The sequence below is a fragment of the Pseudomonas protegens CHA0 genome (assembly GCF_000397205.1).
GTDB classification, from domain to species: Bacteria; Pseudomonadota; Gammaproteobacteria; order Pseudomonadales; family Pseudomonadaceae; genus Aquipseudomonas; species Aquipseudomonas protegens.
The window spans coordinates 6,484,909-6,501,520 of sequence record NC_021237.1 but is presented as its reverse complement, the minus strand read 5'-3'; the positions used below and the strand labels follow the sequence as shown (position 1 = coordinate 6,501,520).

The window sequence follows — 16,612 nt, the reverse complement described above, 5'->3', positions numbered from 1 at the left end:
TATCCATCGCCATCCAGTGGAGTCCGGGGCGGCGCTTCCGTTACCATGCCGATCTATTTTTCGGATGCTCCCATGGAATTTCTGCTCTATCTGCTGCTGGGCGCCTGTGCGGGCGTGCTGGCCGGGCTGTTCGGCGTGGGCGGCGGGATCATCATAGTCCCGGTGCTGGTGTTCAGCTTCACCCTGCAAGGCTTCGATGTCTCGGTGCTGACCCACCTGGCGGTCGGCACCTCCCTGGCCAGCATCATCTTTACCTCGGTCAATGCGGTGCGCGAGCACCATCGGCGTGGCGCTGTGCGCTGGCCGATCTTCGCCTGGATGACCGTGGGTATCCTCCTGGGTGCCGGTTTCGGCGCACTGACCGCCGAGGCGATCTCCGGCCCGCACCTGCAGAAAATCATCGGTGTGTTTGCCCTCGTGGTGGCCTTGCAGATGACCCTGGAGCTCAAGCCCAAGGCCAGCCGCCAGGTGCCCGGCAAGCTGGGCCTGACGGCCGCCGGCGGTGTGATTGGCTGGGCCTCGGCGATCTTCGGCATCGGCGGTGGCTCCCTCACCGTGCCTTTTCTCACCTGGCGCAGCGTGCCCATGCAGCAGGCGGTGGCCACCTCATCGGCCTGCGGTTTGCCCATTGCCCTGGCCAGTGCCTTAAGTTTCATGATTCTGGGCTGGCATGATCCGCTGCTCCCGGCCCATAGTCTCGGTTTCGTTTATTTGCCGGCCCTGTTGGGTATTGCCCTGACCAGCATGGTGTTCGCCCGCATCGGCGCGCGCCTGGCCCACAAACTGTCGCCACGCCTGTTGAAACGCATGTTCGCCGCGCTACTGTTCTGCGTGGGGCTCAGCTTCCTGTTCTGAGTGGTGACGCAATCCTGGCTTAATCCTGGGCTGGCAGTTTGCCCCGGGAATCTGAAGTTCTAACCCTTACGAGGAGTCGCAATGCTGCCTTACCCGCAGATTGATCCGGTGGCGCTGGCCATCGGCCCGCTGAAAATCCACTGGTACGGCCTGATGTACCTGATCGGCATTGGCGGTGCCTGGTTGCTGGCGTCGCGCCGCCTGAACCGTTTCGATCCGACCTGGAGCAAGGAGAAGCTCTCGGACATGGTGTTCTGGATGTCCATGGGGGTGATAGTCGGTGGTCGCCTGGGTTATGTGCTGTTCTACGACCTGAGCGCCTATTTGGCCAACCCGACGCTGATCTTCGAGGTGTGGAAGGGCGGCATGTCGTTCCACGGTGGTTTCATCGGGGTGATGCTGGCGGCCTGGTGGTTCGGCAAGCGCAACAACAAGACCTTCTTCGAGCTGATGGATTTCGTCGCGCCGATGGTGCCGATCGGCCTGGGCGCCGGGCGCATCGGCAACTTCATCAACGCTGAATTGTGGGGCAAGCCCACCGATCTGCCCTGGGCCATGGTGTTCCCGCCGTTCAGCGATCCGGCGCAATTGCCGCGCCATCCCTCGCAGCTGTATCAGTTCGCCCTGGAAGGCGTGGCGCTGTTCCTGATCCTCTGGCTGTTCTCGCGCAAACCCCGGCCGACCATGGCGGTTTCCGGTATGTTCGCCCTGTTCTACGGGATCTTCCGTTTCATCGTCGAGTTCGTCCGGGTGCCGGACGCCCAGCTGGGCTACCTGGCCTGGAACTGGCTGACCATGGGTCAGGTTCTGTGCGTGCCGATGATTCTCGGTGGCCTGGGGTTGATCTGGCTGGCTTATCATCGCGCTCCGGCCAAGAGCGCGGCGCAATAAATTCGAACCCCGGGGCGTGCCCCGGGTTCAAGGATGCAGGTAATTCATGAAGCAATATCTTGATCTGGTGGCCCACGTCATCAACAACGGCACCAAGCAGGCCAACCGCACCGGTGTGAACACCATCAGCTTCCCCGGGGCCATGCTGCGCTACGACCTCAAGGAAGGTTTCCCGGCCATCACCACCCGCAAGATGGCCTTCAAGTCGGCCATCGGCGAGATGGTCGGCTTCCTGCGCGGGGTGAACAACGCCGCCGAGTTTCGTGCGCTGGGCTGCAAGGTCTGGGACCAGAACGCCAACGAAAACGCCCAGTGGCTGGCCAACCCGTTCCGCCAGGGCGACGACGACCTGGGCGAGATCTACGGCGTGCAGTGGCGCAAGTGGCCGGCCTACAAACAGATCAAGACCAGCAACCAGGCGGCCATCGACCTGGCGCTGAGCCAGGGCTACCGGCAGATCGCCGCAGGCGAGGAAGACGGCCAGGGCTACGTGGTGCTGTACAAGGCCATCGACCAGGTGCGCCAGTGCGTCGACACCATCATCAACGACCCGGGTAGCCGGCGGATCCTGTTCCACGGTTGGAACTGCGCCCAGCTGGATGAAATGGCCTTGCCGCCGTGCCACCTGCTGTACCAGTTCCACCCCAATGTCGAGACCCGGGAAATCTCCCTGACCCTCTACATCCGCTCCAACGACCTGGGCCTGGGCACGCCGTTCAACCTCACCGAGGGTGCTGCGCTGCTGAGCCTGATCGGCCGCCTGACCGGCTACACGCCGCGCTGGTTCACCTATTTCATCGGTGATGCCCACGTCTATGAAAACCATCTGGACATGCTCAACGAACAGCTCAAGCGCGAGCCGTTCCCGATGCCCAAGCTGGTGATTTCCGAGCGTGTGCCGGAGTTCGCCAAGACCGGCGTCTACCAGCCGGAGTGGCTGGAGCTGATCGAACCGAGCGACTTCTCCCTGGAAGGCTATGAGCACCACGCGCCCATGACGGCGCCGATGGCGGTCTGAGCATCCAGCTACTGCAGCAAGGGCCGCGCGGCCCTTGCCGATTGATCCTGTTGCCCTTATCGACCTGTGCCCGGAGCCGTTCCGGGCATGGCTGTGCCCGGCGGCCAGCTACGCTCTGAGTAGCGGCCCTGCCAGGTGCGGGGTGTGGTCCTTGTGACATTCAACGTGAGCCCCGAATGGAAGAACTCAATCACAGCCTGTTCCTGGCCATCAACGCCAGTGCCGGGGCGTCCATGCCGATGCGTGCACTGGCGGTTTTCCTCGCGCAATGGGTGGTACTCAGCGTGCCGCTGCTGCTGGTGGTGTTCTGGGTTTTCGGCGAGCGCCGCCAGCGCATGATCGTGTTGCTCGCCGGCCTGAGCATTGTCCTGGCCCTGGTCTGCAACCTGCTGATCCGTGAGCTGTGGTTCCATCCGCGGCCGTTCATGATCGGCCTGGGGCAGAACTTCCTCGCCCACGCGCCCGGGGCGTCTTTCCCCAGCGACCACGCCAGTGGCATGTTCGCCATGGCTTTCGCGCTGATCCTGGCCAGCCTGCGCAAGACCGGGCTGGTGATGCTGGGCCTGGCGCTCCTGGTGAGTTGGGCACGGGTCTACCTGGGTGTGCATTTCCCTTTCGACATTCTGGGTGGCTGCCTGGTGGGGGGGCTCAGCGCCTGGCTGGTGCGCCAGGCGCTGGCCTGGCAGCAACTGGACCAGCGGCTGCTGGCAATCCTCGAAGGGGCTTATCTGCGGCTGACGGCCAGCGTTCGGCGCGGCGCCTGAAACCGCGCCAGGGGTTCAGTGCCCGTGGCTGCGCCCGACATGGGAGGGCTCGCTCTCATTGGGGGCCACCGAGCCGCTGACTTCCAGGCGCTGGAGAATTCCGCAGTGCTCAAGGTCCGGGCCCTCGCTGCAGCGCTGGCGCAGGTCCAGCAGTTGTTCCTGCAGGGCCAGCAGGCCGTCGATGCGCGCCTTGACGTGATGGATATGCTCGTCGATGAGGGCGTTGACGCTGGCGCACTGGTCCTGGGGGCTGTCGCGCAGGTTGAGCAGGCTGCGGATCTCCTCGAGGGTCATGTCCAGGCTGCGGCAATTGCGGATAAAGGTCAGGCGCTCGGTGTGGGCCTGGGTGTAGAGGCGATAGTTGCCTTCACTGCGGGCCGGTTCCGGCAGCAGCCCTTCGCGCTCGTAGTAACGGATGGTCTCGACCTGACAGTCGGTGAGTTTCGCCAGTTCGCCAATCTTCATTGTCGTCGTCTCCGAATGGGTGCTTGACCCTATAGTGGCTACAGGGTGTTCACTTGGCAACAAGCACCTTAATTCGGAAGGGACCCTAATGAGCGATTCTCTCCACAGCCCGCGCAAAACCGCGGATCAGCAGCCCCAGGCTGATCACGATCACGATCACGATCACGATCACGATCACGATCACGATCACAGCCATGGCCACAGCCATTCCCATGCGCCCGCGGGCAAGTTGCAGCCGGTCAAGGCACACGATCATGCCGCCCGCGGCGCATCCTGCTGCGGTTCCGCCGACCTGGCGCCGTCCAGGGTCACCCTGAGCGAGACCCCGACCGCCGGCGCGCGCTTGAGCAGCTTTCGCATCGAAGCCATGGACTGCCCCACCGAACAGACCCTGATCCAGAACAAGCTGGGCAAGCTGGCCGGGGTCCAGGCGCTGGAGTTCAACCTGATGAACCGCGTGCTGGGGGTGACCCACGACCTGCCGAGCACCGCGCCTATCATCGAGGCGGTCAAGTCACTGGGCATGCACGCCGAACCGCTGGAACAGGAGGGTGACCAAGCCGCGCCTGCCGCAGCGCCCGTGAAGAAGCCCTGGTGGCCGCTGGCCCTGTCCGGTATCGGCGCGCTGGCTGCCGAGGTCATCCATTTCACCAATGCCGCGCCCGACTGGGTGATTGCCCTGGTGGCCCTGGTGTCGATCCTCAGTGGTGGCCTGACCACCTACAAGAAGGGCTGGATCGCCCTGAAGAACCGCAACCTCAACATCAATGCCCTGATGAGCATCGCCGTGACCGGCGCCGTGCTGATCGGCCAATGGCCGGAAGCGGCGATGGTGATGTTCCTGTTCACCGTGGCGGAATTGATCGAGGCCCGTTCCCTGGATCGGGCGCGCAACGCCATCAGCGGCCTGATGCAGATGACCCCGGAACGGGTCACGGTGCAGCAGGCAGACGGCAACTGGAGCGAACAGGAAGCGAAAAACGTCGAACTTGGCGCACTGGTGCGGGTGCGTCCCGGCGAGCGCATCGGCCTCGACGGCGAGGTCGTGTCCGGCAACTCCACCATCGACCAGGCGCCGATCACCGGTGAAAGCCTGCCGGTGGAAAAGACTGTGGGCGACAAGGTTTTCGCCGGCACCATCAACCAGGCCGGCTCCCTGGAATACCGAGTGACTGCCGCCGCCAACAACTCGACCCTGGCGCGGATCATCCACGCTGTGGAACAGGCCCAGGGCGCCCGGGCTCCGACCCAGCGCTTCGTTGACAGCTTCTCGAAAATCTACACCCCGGCGGTATTCGCCTTCGCCCTGGCGGTGGCGCTGATTCCGCCGCTGTTCATGGGCGGCGTCTGGTTCGACTGGATCTACCGCGCCCTGGTGCTGCTGGTAGTGGCTTGCCCCTGCGCCCTGGTGATCTCCACCCCGGTGAGCATTGTCAGCGGCCTGGCGGCTGCCGCGCGCAAGGGCATCCTGGTCAAGGGCGGGGTCTACCTGGAAGGCGGCTACAAGCTCGACTACCTGGCCCTGGACAAGACCGGCACCATCACCCACGGCAAACCGGTGCAGACCGACTTCCTGTCCCTGGACCCGCTGGCCCAGGACACCGCCCCGGCCCTGGCCGCAAGCCTGGCAGGGCGTTCCGACCACCCGGTGTCCCTGGCCATTGCCCAGGCGGCTGTGGATAAGCAGTTGGCCATGCACCCTGTGGATAACTTCGAGGCCCTGACCGGCCGAGGCGTACGCGGCGAGATCAACGGCGAGCTGTACCACCTGGGCAACCATCGTCTGGTGGAAGAGCTGGGCCTGTGCTCCCCGGCTTTGGAAGAAAAACTCTTCGCCCTGGAGAAACAGGGCAAGACCGTGGTCCTGCTGCTGGACCGCAATGGCCCGCTGGCGCTGTTCGCCGTGGCCGATACGGTGAAGGAATCCAGCCGCGAAGCCATCCAGCAATTGCATGAGCTGGGGATCAAGACCCTGATGCTCACCGGCGACAACCCCCATACCGCCCAGGCCATCGCGGCCCAGGTGGGTATCGACCAGGCCCGGGGCGACCTGCTGCCCACCGACAAGCTGCAGGCCATCGAAGACCTGTACGCCCAGGGCCATCGGGTGGGCATGGTGGGCGACGGCATCAACGACGCCCCGGCCCTGGCCCGTGCCGAAATCGGTTTCGCCATGGCTGCGGCGGGCACCGACACCGCCATCGAGACCGCGGATGTGGCCCTGATGGACGATGATCTGCGCAAGATCCCGGCGTTTATCCGCCTGTCGCGCCAGACCTCGGTGGTGCTCAAGCAAAATATCGTCCTGGCCCTGGTCATCAAGGCGATCTTTCTTGGGGTAACCTTTGCCGGGCTGGCCACCATGTGGATGGCAGTGTTCGCCGACATGGGCGTGAGCCTGTTGGTGGTGTTCAACGGTCTGCGCCTGCTGCGCAAATAAGCAACGAGAGAACCCTGTGCTGAGTGCCGAGCTGAAGGCTTTTTACATGGTCGCCCGCCTGGGCAGCATTACCCAGGCGGCGAAGAAGCTCGGCCTCAGCCAGCCCACGGTGACTACCCAGGTCCGCAACCTGGAGAGCCAGTACGCGGTGGAGCTGTTCTACCGAGGCGGTCGCCGCCTGAGCCTGAGCGATGAGGGCGCGCGCTTGCTGCCGATGGTCAAGGAGCTGCTGCAGAAAGAGTCGGACATCGAATTCTTCCTGCGCAACTGCGGGCAGGTGCAGGGCACGCTGCGCATCGCCGCCACCGCGCCGTACTACATCCTCGATCTGGTGAAGACTTTCCGCCAGCGCCTGCCCCAGGTGGAGGTCTCGGTGGAAATCGGCAACTCCCAGCAGGTCCTGGAGGCGCTGGAAGACTACCGGGTGGATGTGGCCGCTTCCTCGCAACTGCTGGAGGATTCGCGGTTGGTCCGCCGGGTGCTGGGCAGCGATCCGCTGGTGCTGGCGGTGCATCGCAATCACCCCCTGGCGGCGCTGGATCACGTGCCCCTCAACGCCCTGGCCGGGCATACGCTGCTGATGCGCGAACCCGGCTCCACCACCCGCAGCCTCACCGAAGGTCTGCTGAAGAACGCCAACGTCAGCTTTGGCCCGCTGCTGGAGATCGGCAGCCGTGAATCGATCCGCGAGGCGGTGCTGCGCAATATCGGCATCAGCATCATTGCCCGCCAGGAAGTGCCCCACGACCCGCAACTGCGGGTACTGACCATCGAAAACGCGCCGCAGATCGCCGAGTACCTGTATTGCCTCAAGGAGCGCAAGAACGCGCGCCTGCCCGCCGCCTTTCTCGGCCTGGCCCAGGAAATGGCTCCCGCCTGAAAGACCTGCATCGGCCATGCCGATGCCTTCGCGAGCGAGCTCGCTCCTGCGTTGAAATGCATTGCCCCTGGGGGAGCGAGCTTGCTCGCGAAGGCGCCAGATCAGCCAGCACATGATTTACACGTGAACCCAAATCCCTGAATACCACTATCGGTCGTTTTTGCCTTACTGCCATATGACCGACGCATTGCAACTCTAGGATTTGCCTCATCTGCTAGATGAGGTCCGTCCATGAACCACTCCACTGCAACTGCCCTGAGCAACCCCGGTGCACCGATGAAGGTGCGCGGTATCCACAAGCGCTTCGGTGCCTTCACCGCGCTGGATAACGTGTCCCTGGACGTCGCCGCCGGGGAGCTGGTGTGCCTGCTGGGGCCGTCCGGCTGCGGCAAGACCACCTTGCTGCGCTGCATCGCCGGCCTGGAACGCCAGGACCAGGGCGAGTTGTACCTCGGGGATCGGGACGTGTCGCTGCTGGCGCCCCAGGCCCGGGACTACGGGATCCTGTTCCAGTCCTACGCGCTGTTCCCCAACCTCACGGTAGAAGCCAACATCGCCTACGGCCTGTCCGGAAGTGGCCGCGAAGAAGCGCGCAAGCGCGTGGCGCAGATGCTGGAACTGGTGGGGCTGACCGGCAGCGAGAAGAAGTACCCCGGCCAGCTGTCCGGCGGCCAGCAGCAGCGCGTGGCCCTGGCCCGTGCCCTGGCACCGGCGCCGTCGTTGCTGCTGCTGGACGAGCCGATGTCGGCGCTGGACGCCCGGGTCCGCGAGCACCTGTGCACCGAGCTGCGCCAGCTGCAGCGGCGTCTGGGGATCACCACCCTGATGGTTACCCACAACCAGGACGAAGCCATGCTGATGGCCGACCGCATTGCCGTGATGAATAACGGCAAGGTCGAGCAGTACGCCACGCCCCAGGAAATCTACGACCGTCCGGCCACGCCGTTCGTCGCCGAATTCGTCGGCCAGGGCAACTGGCTACCCTTCAGCCGCAACAGCGACAGCCATGCCCAGGTTGGCGGCATGAATGTGCGCCTGGCCGACGGCTCGGCCAAGACCGCCTCGGGCCGGCTGTTCTGCCGTCCGGAAGCCATCAGCGTGAATCCGCTGGTGCACGAGGAAAACCTGTTCCCGGCCAAGGTCCGCGAGATCACTTTCCTCGGCAATCGCTGCCGCATGAGCTTCGAACTCAACGAGCTGCCGGGGCATGCGCTGCTGGCCGAGCTGGCCCCGGAAGCCATGCCGCGTCTGGGCGCCCAGGACATCTGGGTCGCCTTGCCGCCGCGCAGCCTTCAGGTGTTTGCCTAAGATGAGCGTGCCAATGTCCCTGCCGCTACCTGCCAAGCGGGCGCGCCAGGCTTCTCGTGCCGAGATCGGCGACCGTATTTTTGTCGTCGGCGGCAAGGTTCTGCTCCTGGTCCTGCTGGGTGTAGCGGTGCTGTTGCCCCTGTTGGCGATCTTCTGGCGCGGCTTCAGCGCCGAGGCCGGGCAGGGCGGAGGCTGGCTGGCGGCTCGCGAGCTAGTGGCCAGCGAAAACTTCCACTGGTTGCTGGGCAACAGCCTGAAAGTCTCCCTTAGCGTGGCCGCTATCGTCGTGCCCCTGGCCTACCTGTTCGCCTACGCCCTGCAACGCACGCTGATTCCCGGCAAGGGCATCTGGCGCGGCCTGTCGCTGTTGCCGCTGATGGCGCCGTCGATGCTCCCGGGCATTGCCCTGGTCTATCTGTTTGGCAATCAGGGGATGCTGCGTGGCCTGTTCGCCGAGAACATCTACGGCTTCTGGGGCATTGTCCTGGGTGAAGTGATCTACACCTTTCCCCACGCCCTGATGATCCTGCTCTCGGCGCTGTCCCTGGCGGACGCGCGGCTGTTCGACGCCGCGTCGAGCATGGGCGCCAGCCCCGCCAAGGCCTTTCGCAGCATCACCTGGCCGGCGACCCGGCAGGCGGTGTTCGCCGCCTTCTGCCTGGTGTTCACCCTGACCATCACCGACTTCGGCGTGCCAGTGGTAGTGGGCGGCGACTATCAGGTGCTGGCCCTGGAAGCCTACAAGGCGGTGGTGGGGCAGCAGCAGTTCGGCCGCGGCGCGTTGATCGGCATGGTCCTGCTGTTGCCGGCCCTGTTCAGCTTCGGTGTCGACGCCTGGCTGCGCCGGCGCCATGGTGACTCCATGAGCGGCCGTGCCCAGGTATTCAAGCCTGCGCCGTCGCCACTGCGCGATGGCTGCTACCTGGCCATTGTGTTGCTGATCTGCGCGGCCCTGCTGCTGGTGTTCGGCATGGCGGTGTTTTCGTCGCTGGTGAAATTCTGGCCCTACAACCTGTCGCTGTCGCTGAACCACTACCAGTTCAACGACACCGCCGGCGGTGGCTGGCTGGCCTACCGCAACAGCTTGACCATGGCACTGTGCACGGCGCTGATCGGCAGCGTGGTGATCTTCACTGGCGCCTACCTGATGGAGAAGACCCGCGGCCAGCGCGGCTTGAACCTGGCGCTGCGCATGCTCAGTTTCGTGCCCATGGCGGTGCCCGGGCTGGTGCTGGGCCTGGGCTACGTCTTCTTCTTCAACCTCAATGGCAACCCGCTGCACGTGTTCTACGGCACCATGACCCTGCTGGTGGTGTGCACCATCGCCCACTACCTGACCACCGCGCAGATGACCGCCACCACCGCCCTGCGCCAGCTGGATGCCGAGTTCGAGGCGGCCGCGCTGTCGCTCAAGGCGCCGCTGTACCGGCATTACCTGCGGGTTACCGTGCCGATCTGCCTACCGGCGCTGCTGGACATCGTGCGCTACCTGTTCGTCTCGGCCATGACCACGGTGTCGGCGGCGATCTTCCTCTACAGCCCGGACACCATCCTCGCTGCCGTGGCCGTGCTGAATATGGACGACGCTGGCAACGTCGGCGGCGCCGCGGCCATGTCGACCCTGATCCTGTTCACCTCCGCCGGCGTCTCGCTGCTCCTGGCCTGGGCTTCGCGCGGCCTGCTGCGCCGTTCCCAGGCCTGGCGCCAGGGCACGCCGGGCCACTGATGCGCTTCACCCACCCCCACCCCCACTCTGATCTGCACTCACTAAGGAACCGCACCATGTTCAAGCCCCTGGCTCTTGCCGCTGCCGTCCTCTCTGCTGTCAGCCTGAACGCCTTTGCTGCGAAAACCGAGCTGACGGTCTACACGGCCCTTGAAGCCGAGCAACTGAAGTCCTACAAGCAAGCCTTCGAAAAGGCCAACCCGGACGTGGAGATCAAGTGGGTACGTGATTCCACCGGGATCATCACCGCCAAACTGCTGGCGGAAAAAGCCCGCCCGCAGGCCGATGCGGTCTGGGGCCTGGCCGCGTCCAGCCTGGCGATCCTCGACCAGCAGGGCATGCTGCAAAGCTATGCGCCCAAGGATCTGGGCAAGATCGGCCCGAACTACCGCGACGCCGCCAACCCACCGGCCTGGGTCGGCATGGACGTCTGGGCCGCCACCATCTGCTTCAACACCGTGGAGGCCGAAAAGCAGGGCCTGACCAAGCCGGTGAGCTGGCAGGACCTGACCAAGCCCGAGTACAAGGGCAAGATCGTCATGCCCAACCCGGCCTCCTCGGGCACCGGCTTCCTCGACGTCAGCGCCTGGCTGCAGACCTTCGGCGAGAAGCAGGGCTGGCAGTACATGGATGAGCTGCACCAGAACATCGGCCAGTACGTCCACTCCGGTTCCAAGCCCTGCAAGCTGGCCGCCGCCGGTGAATTCCCGATTGGCATCTCCTTCGAGTACCCGGCCGTGCAGCTCAAGCGCCAGGGCGCGCCGCTGGACATTGTCCTGCCGAAGGAAGGCCTGGGCTGGGAAATCGAAGCCACCGCGGTGATCAAGGGCACGCCTCATGAAGAGGCGGCGAAGAAACTCGCCGACTTCTCCGCCAGCCCCGAGGCCATGGAGCTGTACAAGGAAAACTTCGCCGTGCTGGCCCAGCCGGGCATCGCCAAGCCGCAGACCGAACTGCCGGCCGACTACGAGCAGCGCCTGATCAAGAACGACTTTGCCTGGGCCTCGAAGAACCGCGACGAGATCCTCGCCGAATGGCGCAAGCGCTATGACGGCAAGTCGGAAAAGGTTGCCAAGCAGTAGCCGATCAATCGCCTTCGCCGGCTTGCCGGCGAAGGCGCTCCCCATCCAGGAAACAACTCATGACCAATCACAGCGATCTGCTGATCGTCGGCGCCGGCATCCTGGGCCTGTCCCATGCCTATGCCGCCGCCAAACGCGGTCTGCGGGTGCACGTTTTCGAGCGCAGCGCCACGCCCCTGGGCGCTTCGGTGCGCAACTTCGGCCAGGCCCTGGTCACCGGCCAGCCGCCGGGCACCATGCTGGAGCTGGCCAGGGCCAGCCGCGAGATCTGGGCCGACTGGCAACAGTTGGCGGGCCTGCAACTCAAGCGCAACGGCTCTTTCCTGTTCGCCCGCAGTGAAGCCGAGGAGCAGTTGCTCGAAGCCTTCTGCGCCGGGCGTGCGCTGGAGCACGGCTACCGCGTCGAGCTGCTCCAGGGCGCGGCGCTGAATGATCTGTACGGCGGCCAGTTCCGCCATCACCGGGCGGCCTTGCACGGCCTGGACGACCAGCAGCTGTATTCCCGTGAAGCGATCCCGCAGTTGATCGACTACCTGCGCCGGGACCTGGGGGTGCAGTTTCACTTCTCGACCCTGGTGCGGGATATCCAGCCGGGCCAGTTGCGCAGCACCGCCGGCAACTTCCACGCGCCGCGGATCGTGCTGTGTTCGGGGCACGATTATCAGGCCCTGCTGGCGGATCAGATCGCTGCCTTGCAGCCGCAGATCTGCCGCTTGCAGATGCTCCGGGCGCGGCCCGAGGCCAATCTCAACCTGCAACATGCCCTGCTGACCGGTCTGAGTTGCGTGCACTACGGGGCCTTCGCCGACCTACCGGAAGCCGCCGCGGTGCAAGCGCAGATTCTGCGCGAGGCGCCCCATCTGCACGAGCATGGTATCCACCTGTTGATCAGCCCGACTCCCTACGGTGAGCTGATCATCGGTGATTCCCACGATTACGGTAGCGATCCTTCACCGTTCAATGCTGAACAGGTGGACAACTGGCTGCTCGAACTGGCCGAGCAGACCCTGGGTTGCAGGGTCCGGGTGGTGGAGCGCTGGCAGGGTGTCTACGGCGCTCGCGGCCCGGCACCGTTCTCCTTCCTGGAGGCGGCCCCCGGGGTCCATGTGGCCCTGATGCACACCGGGGTCGGTATGAGCGTTGGCCCGGCCATGGCCGAGGGCAATATCGCCCGACTGCTGGAGGAAGCGTGATGGAGCGGCGACAGCAGGTGGTCGACGAGGTCTTCGGCCTGTACGAGCGTTTCGGCGACTGCGACTACATCGGCGAGCCGGTGTCGCAGATCGAGCACATGTCCCAGGCCGCGCAGTTGGCCCTGGCGGAAGGTTATGACGACGAGGTGGTGCTGGCGGCGTTCTTCCACGATATCGGGCATATCTGCCAGCAGGATGCCGAGAACATGGGCGGCTTCGGCGTGGTCAGCCATGAGCGCCTGGGGGCGGACTACCTGCGCCGGGCGGGTTTCAGCGAACGCCTGGTGCGGCTGGTGGAATACCACGTCCAGGCCAAGCGCTACCTGACCTTCAAGGACCCCGGTTATTACCAGCGGCTGAGCGAAGCCAGCCGGCGCACCCTGGAATACCAGGGTGGGGTGATGAGCGCGGCAGAGGCGGCAGCCTTCGAACTCGACCCGTTATGGGCGGTGAGTTTGCGCATGCGCCACTGGGACGAGCAGGCCAAGGAAATGTGGGTGCCGGTGATGGATTTGCAGGTGCTCAAGGACAAGGCGCTGGCTGTATTGGCCTGAGGGCCCTTTCGCCGGCAAGCCGGCTCCTACAGGGCTTGCAGGAGCCGGTTTGCCGGCGAAGGCGATCTAAGACACCAGCAACGTCTCAGCCAGCGCCTCGATCTGCTCCTGGCGCTCGGCCTGGCTCAGGCGTTTTTGCGGATTGAGCGATGACCACTGCGGGTGCGCCCGGGCCTTGCTCAGGGCTTCCGGCAACTTGCCCTCGCGCCAGCTCTTGTCCTCCGGCGTGGCCAGGCGAATGCTGTCCATGGCCGCATGCCCGCGCAGGTTCAGGGCCTGTACCAGCTGGCGCTGACGCAGGGCCAGCAGGCGCAGCACGCTGTCGTCCACGGTCAGCTCGCGCTGGCCCTTGAGTTTGCCCAGCAGGCGGCTGCCGTAGCTGCGGGCGGTCTGCAGGGCGCCGCCGGCAATAGCCCCGGCCAGCGCCGCGGCCCCCAGGGTCAAACCACCCACCAGCAAATCCACCCCTGCGCCGGCCGCGGCTCCGGCGGCGATGCCGCTGCCCACCCGCACCCCCAGTTGCTTGAGGGTTTCCGGGTTGAACAGGTCGTCGCCCCAGCGCCCGTCCAGTAGCGGCAGGTCGCTGGCCGACGCGTCCTCGGGGCGGAAGGCGTAGAGCTTGAGCAAGGCCTCGACGCAGCGCTGCTCGCGCTGGCGGATGGCCTGGCGCAGTTCGCCTATGGCCTGTTGTTCCTGTTGGGCGTCGCTGGCTACGCTGCGGCGGCAGGCGGCGCAGTCCACCAGCAGCTCGGCAATCAGCCGCGCTGCGCTGTGCTGGCGGGCCAGGCGCTGGGCCTCTTGGTCGTCGATCAAGCGTTGCAGGGCCGGGCGTGCGTGCTCCAGCAGCAGCGCCAGGCTTTCATACAGGCGCCGTTCGCCGTCCTCCGGTGGCGCCACGCTGTCGAAGCGCACCAGGGCGTGCAGCCCCAGGCGGGCCAGGGCATCGCGCCAGTCGCCTTCGCGCTGGTCGGCGCTGCTGACGAAATTCAGCACTGGCAGCAGCGGCTTGCCGCAACCGGTGAGCACTTCAAGCTCATCGCGATACTTGGCCAGCACCGGCTCGCGGGCGTCGATCACATACAGGCCGGCGTCCGAGGCCAGCAGCTGGCGCAGGACCTTGGCTTCCTGTTCGAAGCGCTGGCGAGCCTCGCTACCGTCGAGAAACCGCGCCATCCGCGCCGGGCCGTCCAGGCGTTCGCCCGGGCGCTCCAGGCGCTCCAGGTAATCCAGCAGGGCGATGGCATCTTCCAGGCCGGGGGTGTCGTAGAGCTCCAGCAGGGGTTGGCCATCCACCGAAAGGCGGGCGCCTTCCACGTGCCGGGTGGTGCTGGGGCGATGGGAAACCTCGCCAAAACCCACGTCCCGGGTCAGGGTGCGCAGCAGCGAGGTCTTGCCGACGTTGGTGTGGCCGACCACGGCGAGTTTCAGTGGCTTGTGGCGGGTATCAGTCATGACCGTTCTCCAGCCAGTCGAGGGGGGCGCAATCGGCGAAGGGCAACTGCAGCTGGTGCAGGGCGCTGTGCCAGTCGCCCAGGCGATCGGCGTCCAGGGCCTGGCCGGGCGGGGCTTGCAGCAGCCAGACCCGGGTGGCGCTGGCGTTGCGCGTCAGTTCGGCGATCAGCCCCAGGCTGCCGCGGTCCGGCGAGCGCCGCGGGTCGCAGGCGATCACCAGACGCGCCGGGGGGAAACGGCTCATCTGCTCCAGCAGGCGGCTGCGCGACTCGCGACTGTCGAGGATGCCGGCGTCCTTGACGCTCTCCGGCAGTTGCGGCGGCCAGGGGCGCTGGTTGTCCAGTTCGATGGCCACCAGCAGGGCGCCGCTGCTGTCCTGGGCACTGACGCCGCCTTCGACCCGGTGCAACTGCTCGGGGGCCGCATCGTTGACCCCCAGGCGCTCGCTGCTGGGCATCAGGCGCTCACGCAATTGGGCGTAGCCCGGCAGGTTGAGGTCCAGTTGCAGGCGCGCCTGCCCGTGTTTCCAGCGCCAGCGGCAGAACAGCATCAGCAGCAGGCGCGGCAGCACGCCGTAGATCACCACCAGCACCACCAGCCAGATGGCCCAGGACTGGCGGATCAGTTCGGTGTTGTAGACATCCCGGGTGCTGGCCTGAATGCTCGCCACGCTCGGCGCGCCAAAGCCCAGGCCACGGGGCAGGGCACTCAAGGTGTTGGTAATGGCCACGAAGGCATCGCTGCCCAGCAGGGTGCTTTCCCAGACAAAACTGTAGCGGTGGGTGGTCAGCAGCAACAGCAACATGACCACGGCGCTGAACAGGGCCAGGCACCACAGGCCGTTGATCAGGCTGCCCAGGGCCCAGCGGTTGAGCTTGCGCCGTTGCAGCAACAGCAGCAGGGCCGGCGGCAACTGCGCGGCCTTGGCATCGCGGGAGAATTTTTCGCTGAGCCACAGCCACAGGCGGCCCAGGCTGGCGCCGTGCTCGCCGGCGAACAGCAGGCCTGCCAGCCAGCTCAGCAGCAGGATCAGGTTGATTCCCAGCAGGCTGCCCAGGGCCCAGAACACGTTCACCGGTTGCTGGGTGCTGCCCAGGGCGCTGAAGGCCAGGCCGGCACCGCTGATCACCGCCAGAACCGAGAGCGCCAGCAGGGCCAGGCGTGCGCCCTGCTGCCAGTGCAGCAGGGCGCTGTGCAGGCCGTCACGCTGGGCCAGCCACAGGGCGCGGTTCTGGATCCGGGTCGCCAGGTCGCCGCCCTGGTTGCGGGCCAGGCGATTGGCTTCCTGATCTTCCAGCGGGCCGGCGTGTTCCTCGCGCAGGCGCACGGTTTCGGTCAGCCACAGGCGTTGCAGGGGAGTCAGTGCAGTCACGCGTCATTCCATCGCTCAAAAGTGCGCTGAGCATAACTGCTGCAGCGCGGATCGGGGTACGTTGCCAGGTCCTGGTCCTCTGGTATCCTCGCCGGCATGAAAAAATCTCTCCCTCTCAGCCTGATCGCGGCCCTTGCACAAAACCGCGTGATCGGCGTCGACAACAGCATGCCCTGGCATTTGCCGGGGGATTTCAAATTCTTCAAGGCCACCACCCTGGGCAAGCCCATCATCATGGGGCGCAAGACCTGGGACTCTCTCGGCCGGCCGTTGCCGGGGCGGTTGAATATCGTGGTCAGTCGTCAGACCGGCCTGGTGCTCGAAGGTGCCGAGGTCTACCCCTCCCTGGAGGCGGCAGTGGCCCGGGCCGAGGAGTGGGCACTGGAGCAGGGCGCCAGCGAGCTGATGCTGATCGGTGGCGCACAGCTTTACAGCCAGGGGCTGGAGCAGGCAGATCGCCTGTACCTGACGCGGGTAGCCTTGAGCCCGGAAGGCGATGCCTGGTTTCCGGAATTCGATGAGCAACAGTGGAAGCGGGTGTCAGAGGTGCCGAACCCGGCGGAAGGGGACAAGCCGGCGTACAGCTTCGAGGTGTGGGAGAAGCGCTGAGCG

15 protein-coding genes are annotated in these 16,612 nt (G+C 65.5%); 12 read left to right on the top strand and 3 right to left on the bottom strand.

Features of this window, described 5'->3' with window-relative positions:
* Positions 1-72 precede the first annotated feature (72 nt).
* The 4 genes from PFLCHA0_RS29180 (at position 73) to PFLCHA0_RS29165 (ending at position 3,528) form a co-directional block, all read left to right on the top strand.
* Positions 73-855 (top strand): sulfite exporter TauE/SafE family protein, encoded by a 783-nt coding sequence (locus PFLCHA0_RS29180; protein WP_026020005.1) that lies wholly within the window; start codon positions 73-75, stop codon positions 853-855.
* An 81-nt stretch (positions 856-936) separates the two neighbouring features.
* Entirely contained in the window at positions 937-1,746 is an 810-nt protein-coding gene (lgt, locus tag PFLCHA0_RS29175) for a prolipoprotein diacylglyceryl transferase (RefSeq protein ID WP_011064069.1), read from the top strand.
* 46 nt (positions 1,747-1,792) lie between these two features.
* Positions 1,793-2,764, top strand: a complete 972-nt coding sequence (locus PFLCHA0_RS29170) for a thymidylate synthase (RefSeq protein WP_015637397.1) — start codon at positions 1,793-1,795, stop codon at positions 2,762-2,764.
* Between the two features lie 176 nt (positions 2,765-2,940).
* On the top strand, positions 2,941-3,528 hold the full coding sequence (locus tag PFLCHA0_RS29165; protein WP_015637396.1) for an undecaprenyl-diphosphatase: 588 nt from the start codon (positions 2,941-2,943) through the stop codon (positions 3,526-3,528).
* Positions 3,529-3,543: 15 nt separating this feature from the next.
* Here PFLCHA0_RS29165 and cadR read toward each other — a convergent pair whose 3' ends face one another.
* Entirely contained in the window at positions 3,544-3,993 is a 450-nt protein-coding gene (gene cadR / locus PFLCHA0_RS29160; RefSeq protein WP_011064066.1) for a Cd(II)/Pb(II)-responsive transcriptional regulator, read from the bottom strand.
* A gap of 88 nt (positions 3,994-4,081) precedes the next feature.
* On the opposite strand from cadR, the gene PFLCHA0_RS29155 reads away from it, so the two are divergent.
* The 7 genes from PFLCHA0_RS29155 to PFLCHA0_RS29125 all read left to right on the top strand — a co-directional run bounded on the left by PFLCHA0_RS29155 (position 4,082) and on the right by PFLCHA0_RS29125 (position 13,176).
* Positions 4,082-6,433 carry a heavy metal translocating P-type ATPase gene (locus tag PFLCHA0_RS29155; protein WP_015637395.1) on the top strand — a complete coding sequence of 784 codons (2,352 nt, stop codon included), beginning with the start codon at positions 4,082-4,084 and terminating at the stop codon, positions 6,431-6,433.
* A gap of 16 nt (positions 6,434-6,449) precedes the next feature.
* Positions 6,450-7,313 carry a LysR family transcriptional regulator gene (locus PFLCHA0_RS29150; RefSeq protein ID WP_011064064.1) on the top strand — a complete coding sequence of 288 codons (864 nt, stop codon included), beginning with the start codon at positions 6,450-6,452 and terminating at the stop codon, positions 7,311-7,313.
* A gap of 231 nt (positions 7,314-7,544) precedes the next feature.
* Positions 7,545-8,621, top strand: coding sequence for a putative 2-aminoethylphosphonate ABC transporter ATP-binding protein (locus PFLCHA0_RS29145; RefSeq protein WP_015637394.1), 1,077 nt, complete (start codon positions 7,545-7,547; stop codon positions 8,619-8,621).
* Position 8,622: 1 nt separating this feature from the next.
* Entirely contained in the window at positions 8,623-10,347 is a 1,725-nt protein-coding gene (locus PFLCHA0_RS29140) for a putative 2-aminoethylphosphonate ABC transporter permease subunit (RefSeq protein ID WP_015637393.1), read from the top strand.
* Positions 10,348-10,403: 56 nt separating this feature from the next.
* Positions 10,404-11,429, top strand: coding sequence for a putative 2-aminoethylphosphonate ABC transporter substrate-binding protein (locus tag PFLCHA0_RS29135; protein WP_011064061.1), 1,026 nt, complete (start codon positions 10,404-10,406; stop codon positions 11,427-11,429).
* Between the two features lie 59 nt (positions 11,430-11,488).
* On the top strand, positions 11,489-12,622 hold the full coding sequence (locus PFLCHA0_RS29130; protein WP_015637392.1) for a TIGR03364 family FAD-dependent oxidoreductase: 1,134 nt from the start codon (positions 11,489-11,491) through the stop codon (positions 12,620-12,622).
* Positions 12,622-13,176 carry a phosphonate degradation HD-domain oxygenase gene (locus tag PFLCHA0_RS29125; protein ID WP_015637391.1) on the top strand — a complete coding sequence of 185 codons (555 nt, stop codon included), beginning with the start codon at positions 12,622-12,624 and terminating at the stop codon, positions 13,174-13,176. The genes PFLCHA0_RS29130 and PFLCHA0_RS29125 overlap by 1 nt, the downstream gene beginning before the upstream one ends.
* A 66-nt stretch (positions 13,177-13,242) precedes the next feature.
* Here the strand turns inward: PFLCHA0_RS29125 and PFLCHA0_RS29120 are convergent, their stop codons facing one another.
* The gene (locus tag PFLCHA0_RS29120; protein WP_015637390.1) at positions 13,243-14,628 is read right to left on the bottom strand and encodes a GTPase/DUF3482 domain-containing protein; all 1,386 of its coding nucleotides are present in this window, start codon (positions 14,626-14,628) and stop codon (positions 13,243-13,245) included.
* The gene (locus PFLCHA0_RS29115) at positions 14,621-16,000 is read right to left on the bottom strand and encodes a DUF2868 domain-containing protein (protein ID WP_015637389.1); all 1,380 of its coding nucleotides are present in this window, start codon (positions 15,998-16,000) and stop codon (positions 14,621-14,623) included. Before PFLCHA0_RS29115 ends, PFLCHA0_RS29120 begins: the two co-directional genes overlap by 8 nt.
* Positions 16,001-16,096: 96 nt before the next feature.
* On the opposite strand from PFLCHA0_RS29115, the gene PFLCHA0_RS29110 reads away from it, so the two are divergent.
* Positions 16,097-16,609 carry a dihydrofolate reductase gene (locus tag PFLCHA0_RS29110; RefSeq protein ID WP_015637388.1) on the top strand — a complete coding sequence of 171 codons (513 nt, stop codon included), beginning with the start codon at positions 16,097-16,099 and terminating at the stop codon, positions 16,607-16,609.
* Positions 16,610-16,612: the final 3 nt, after the last annotated feature.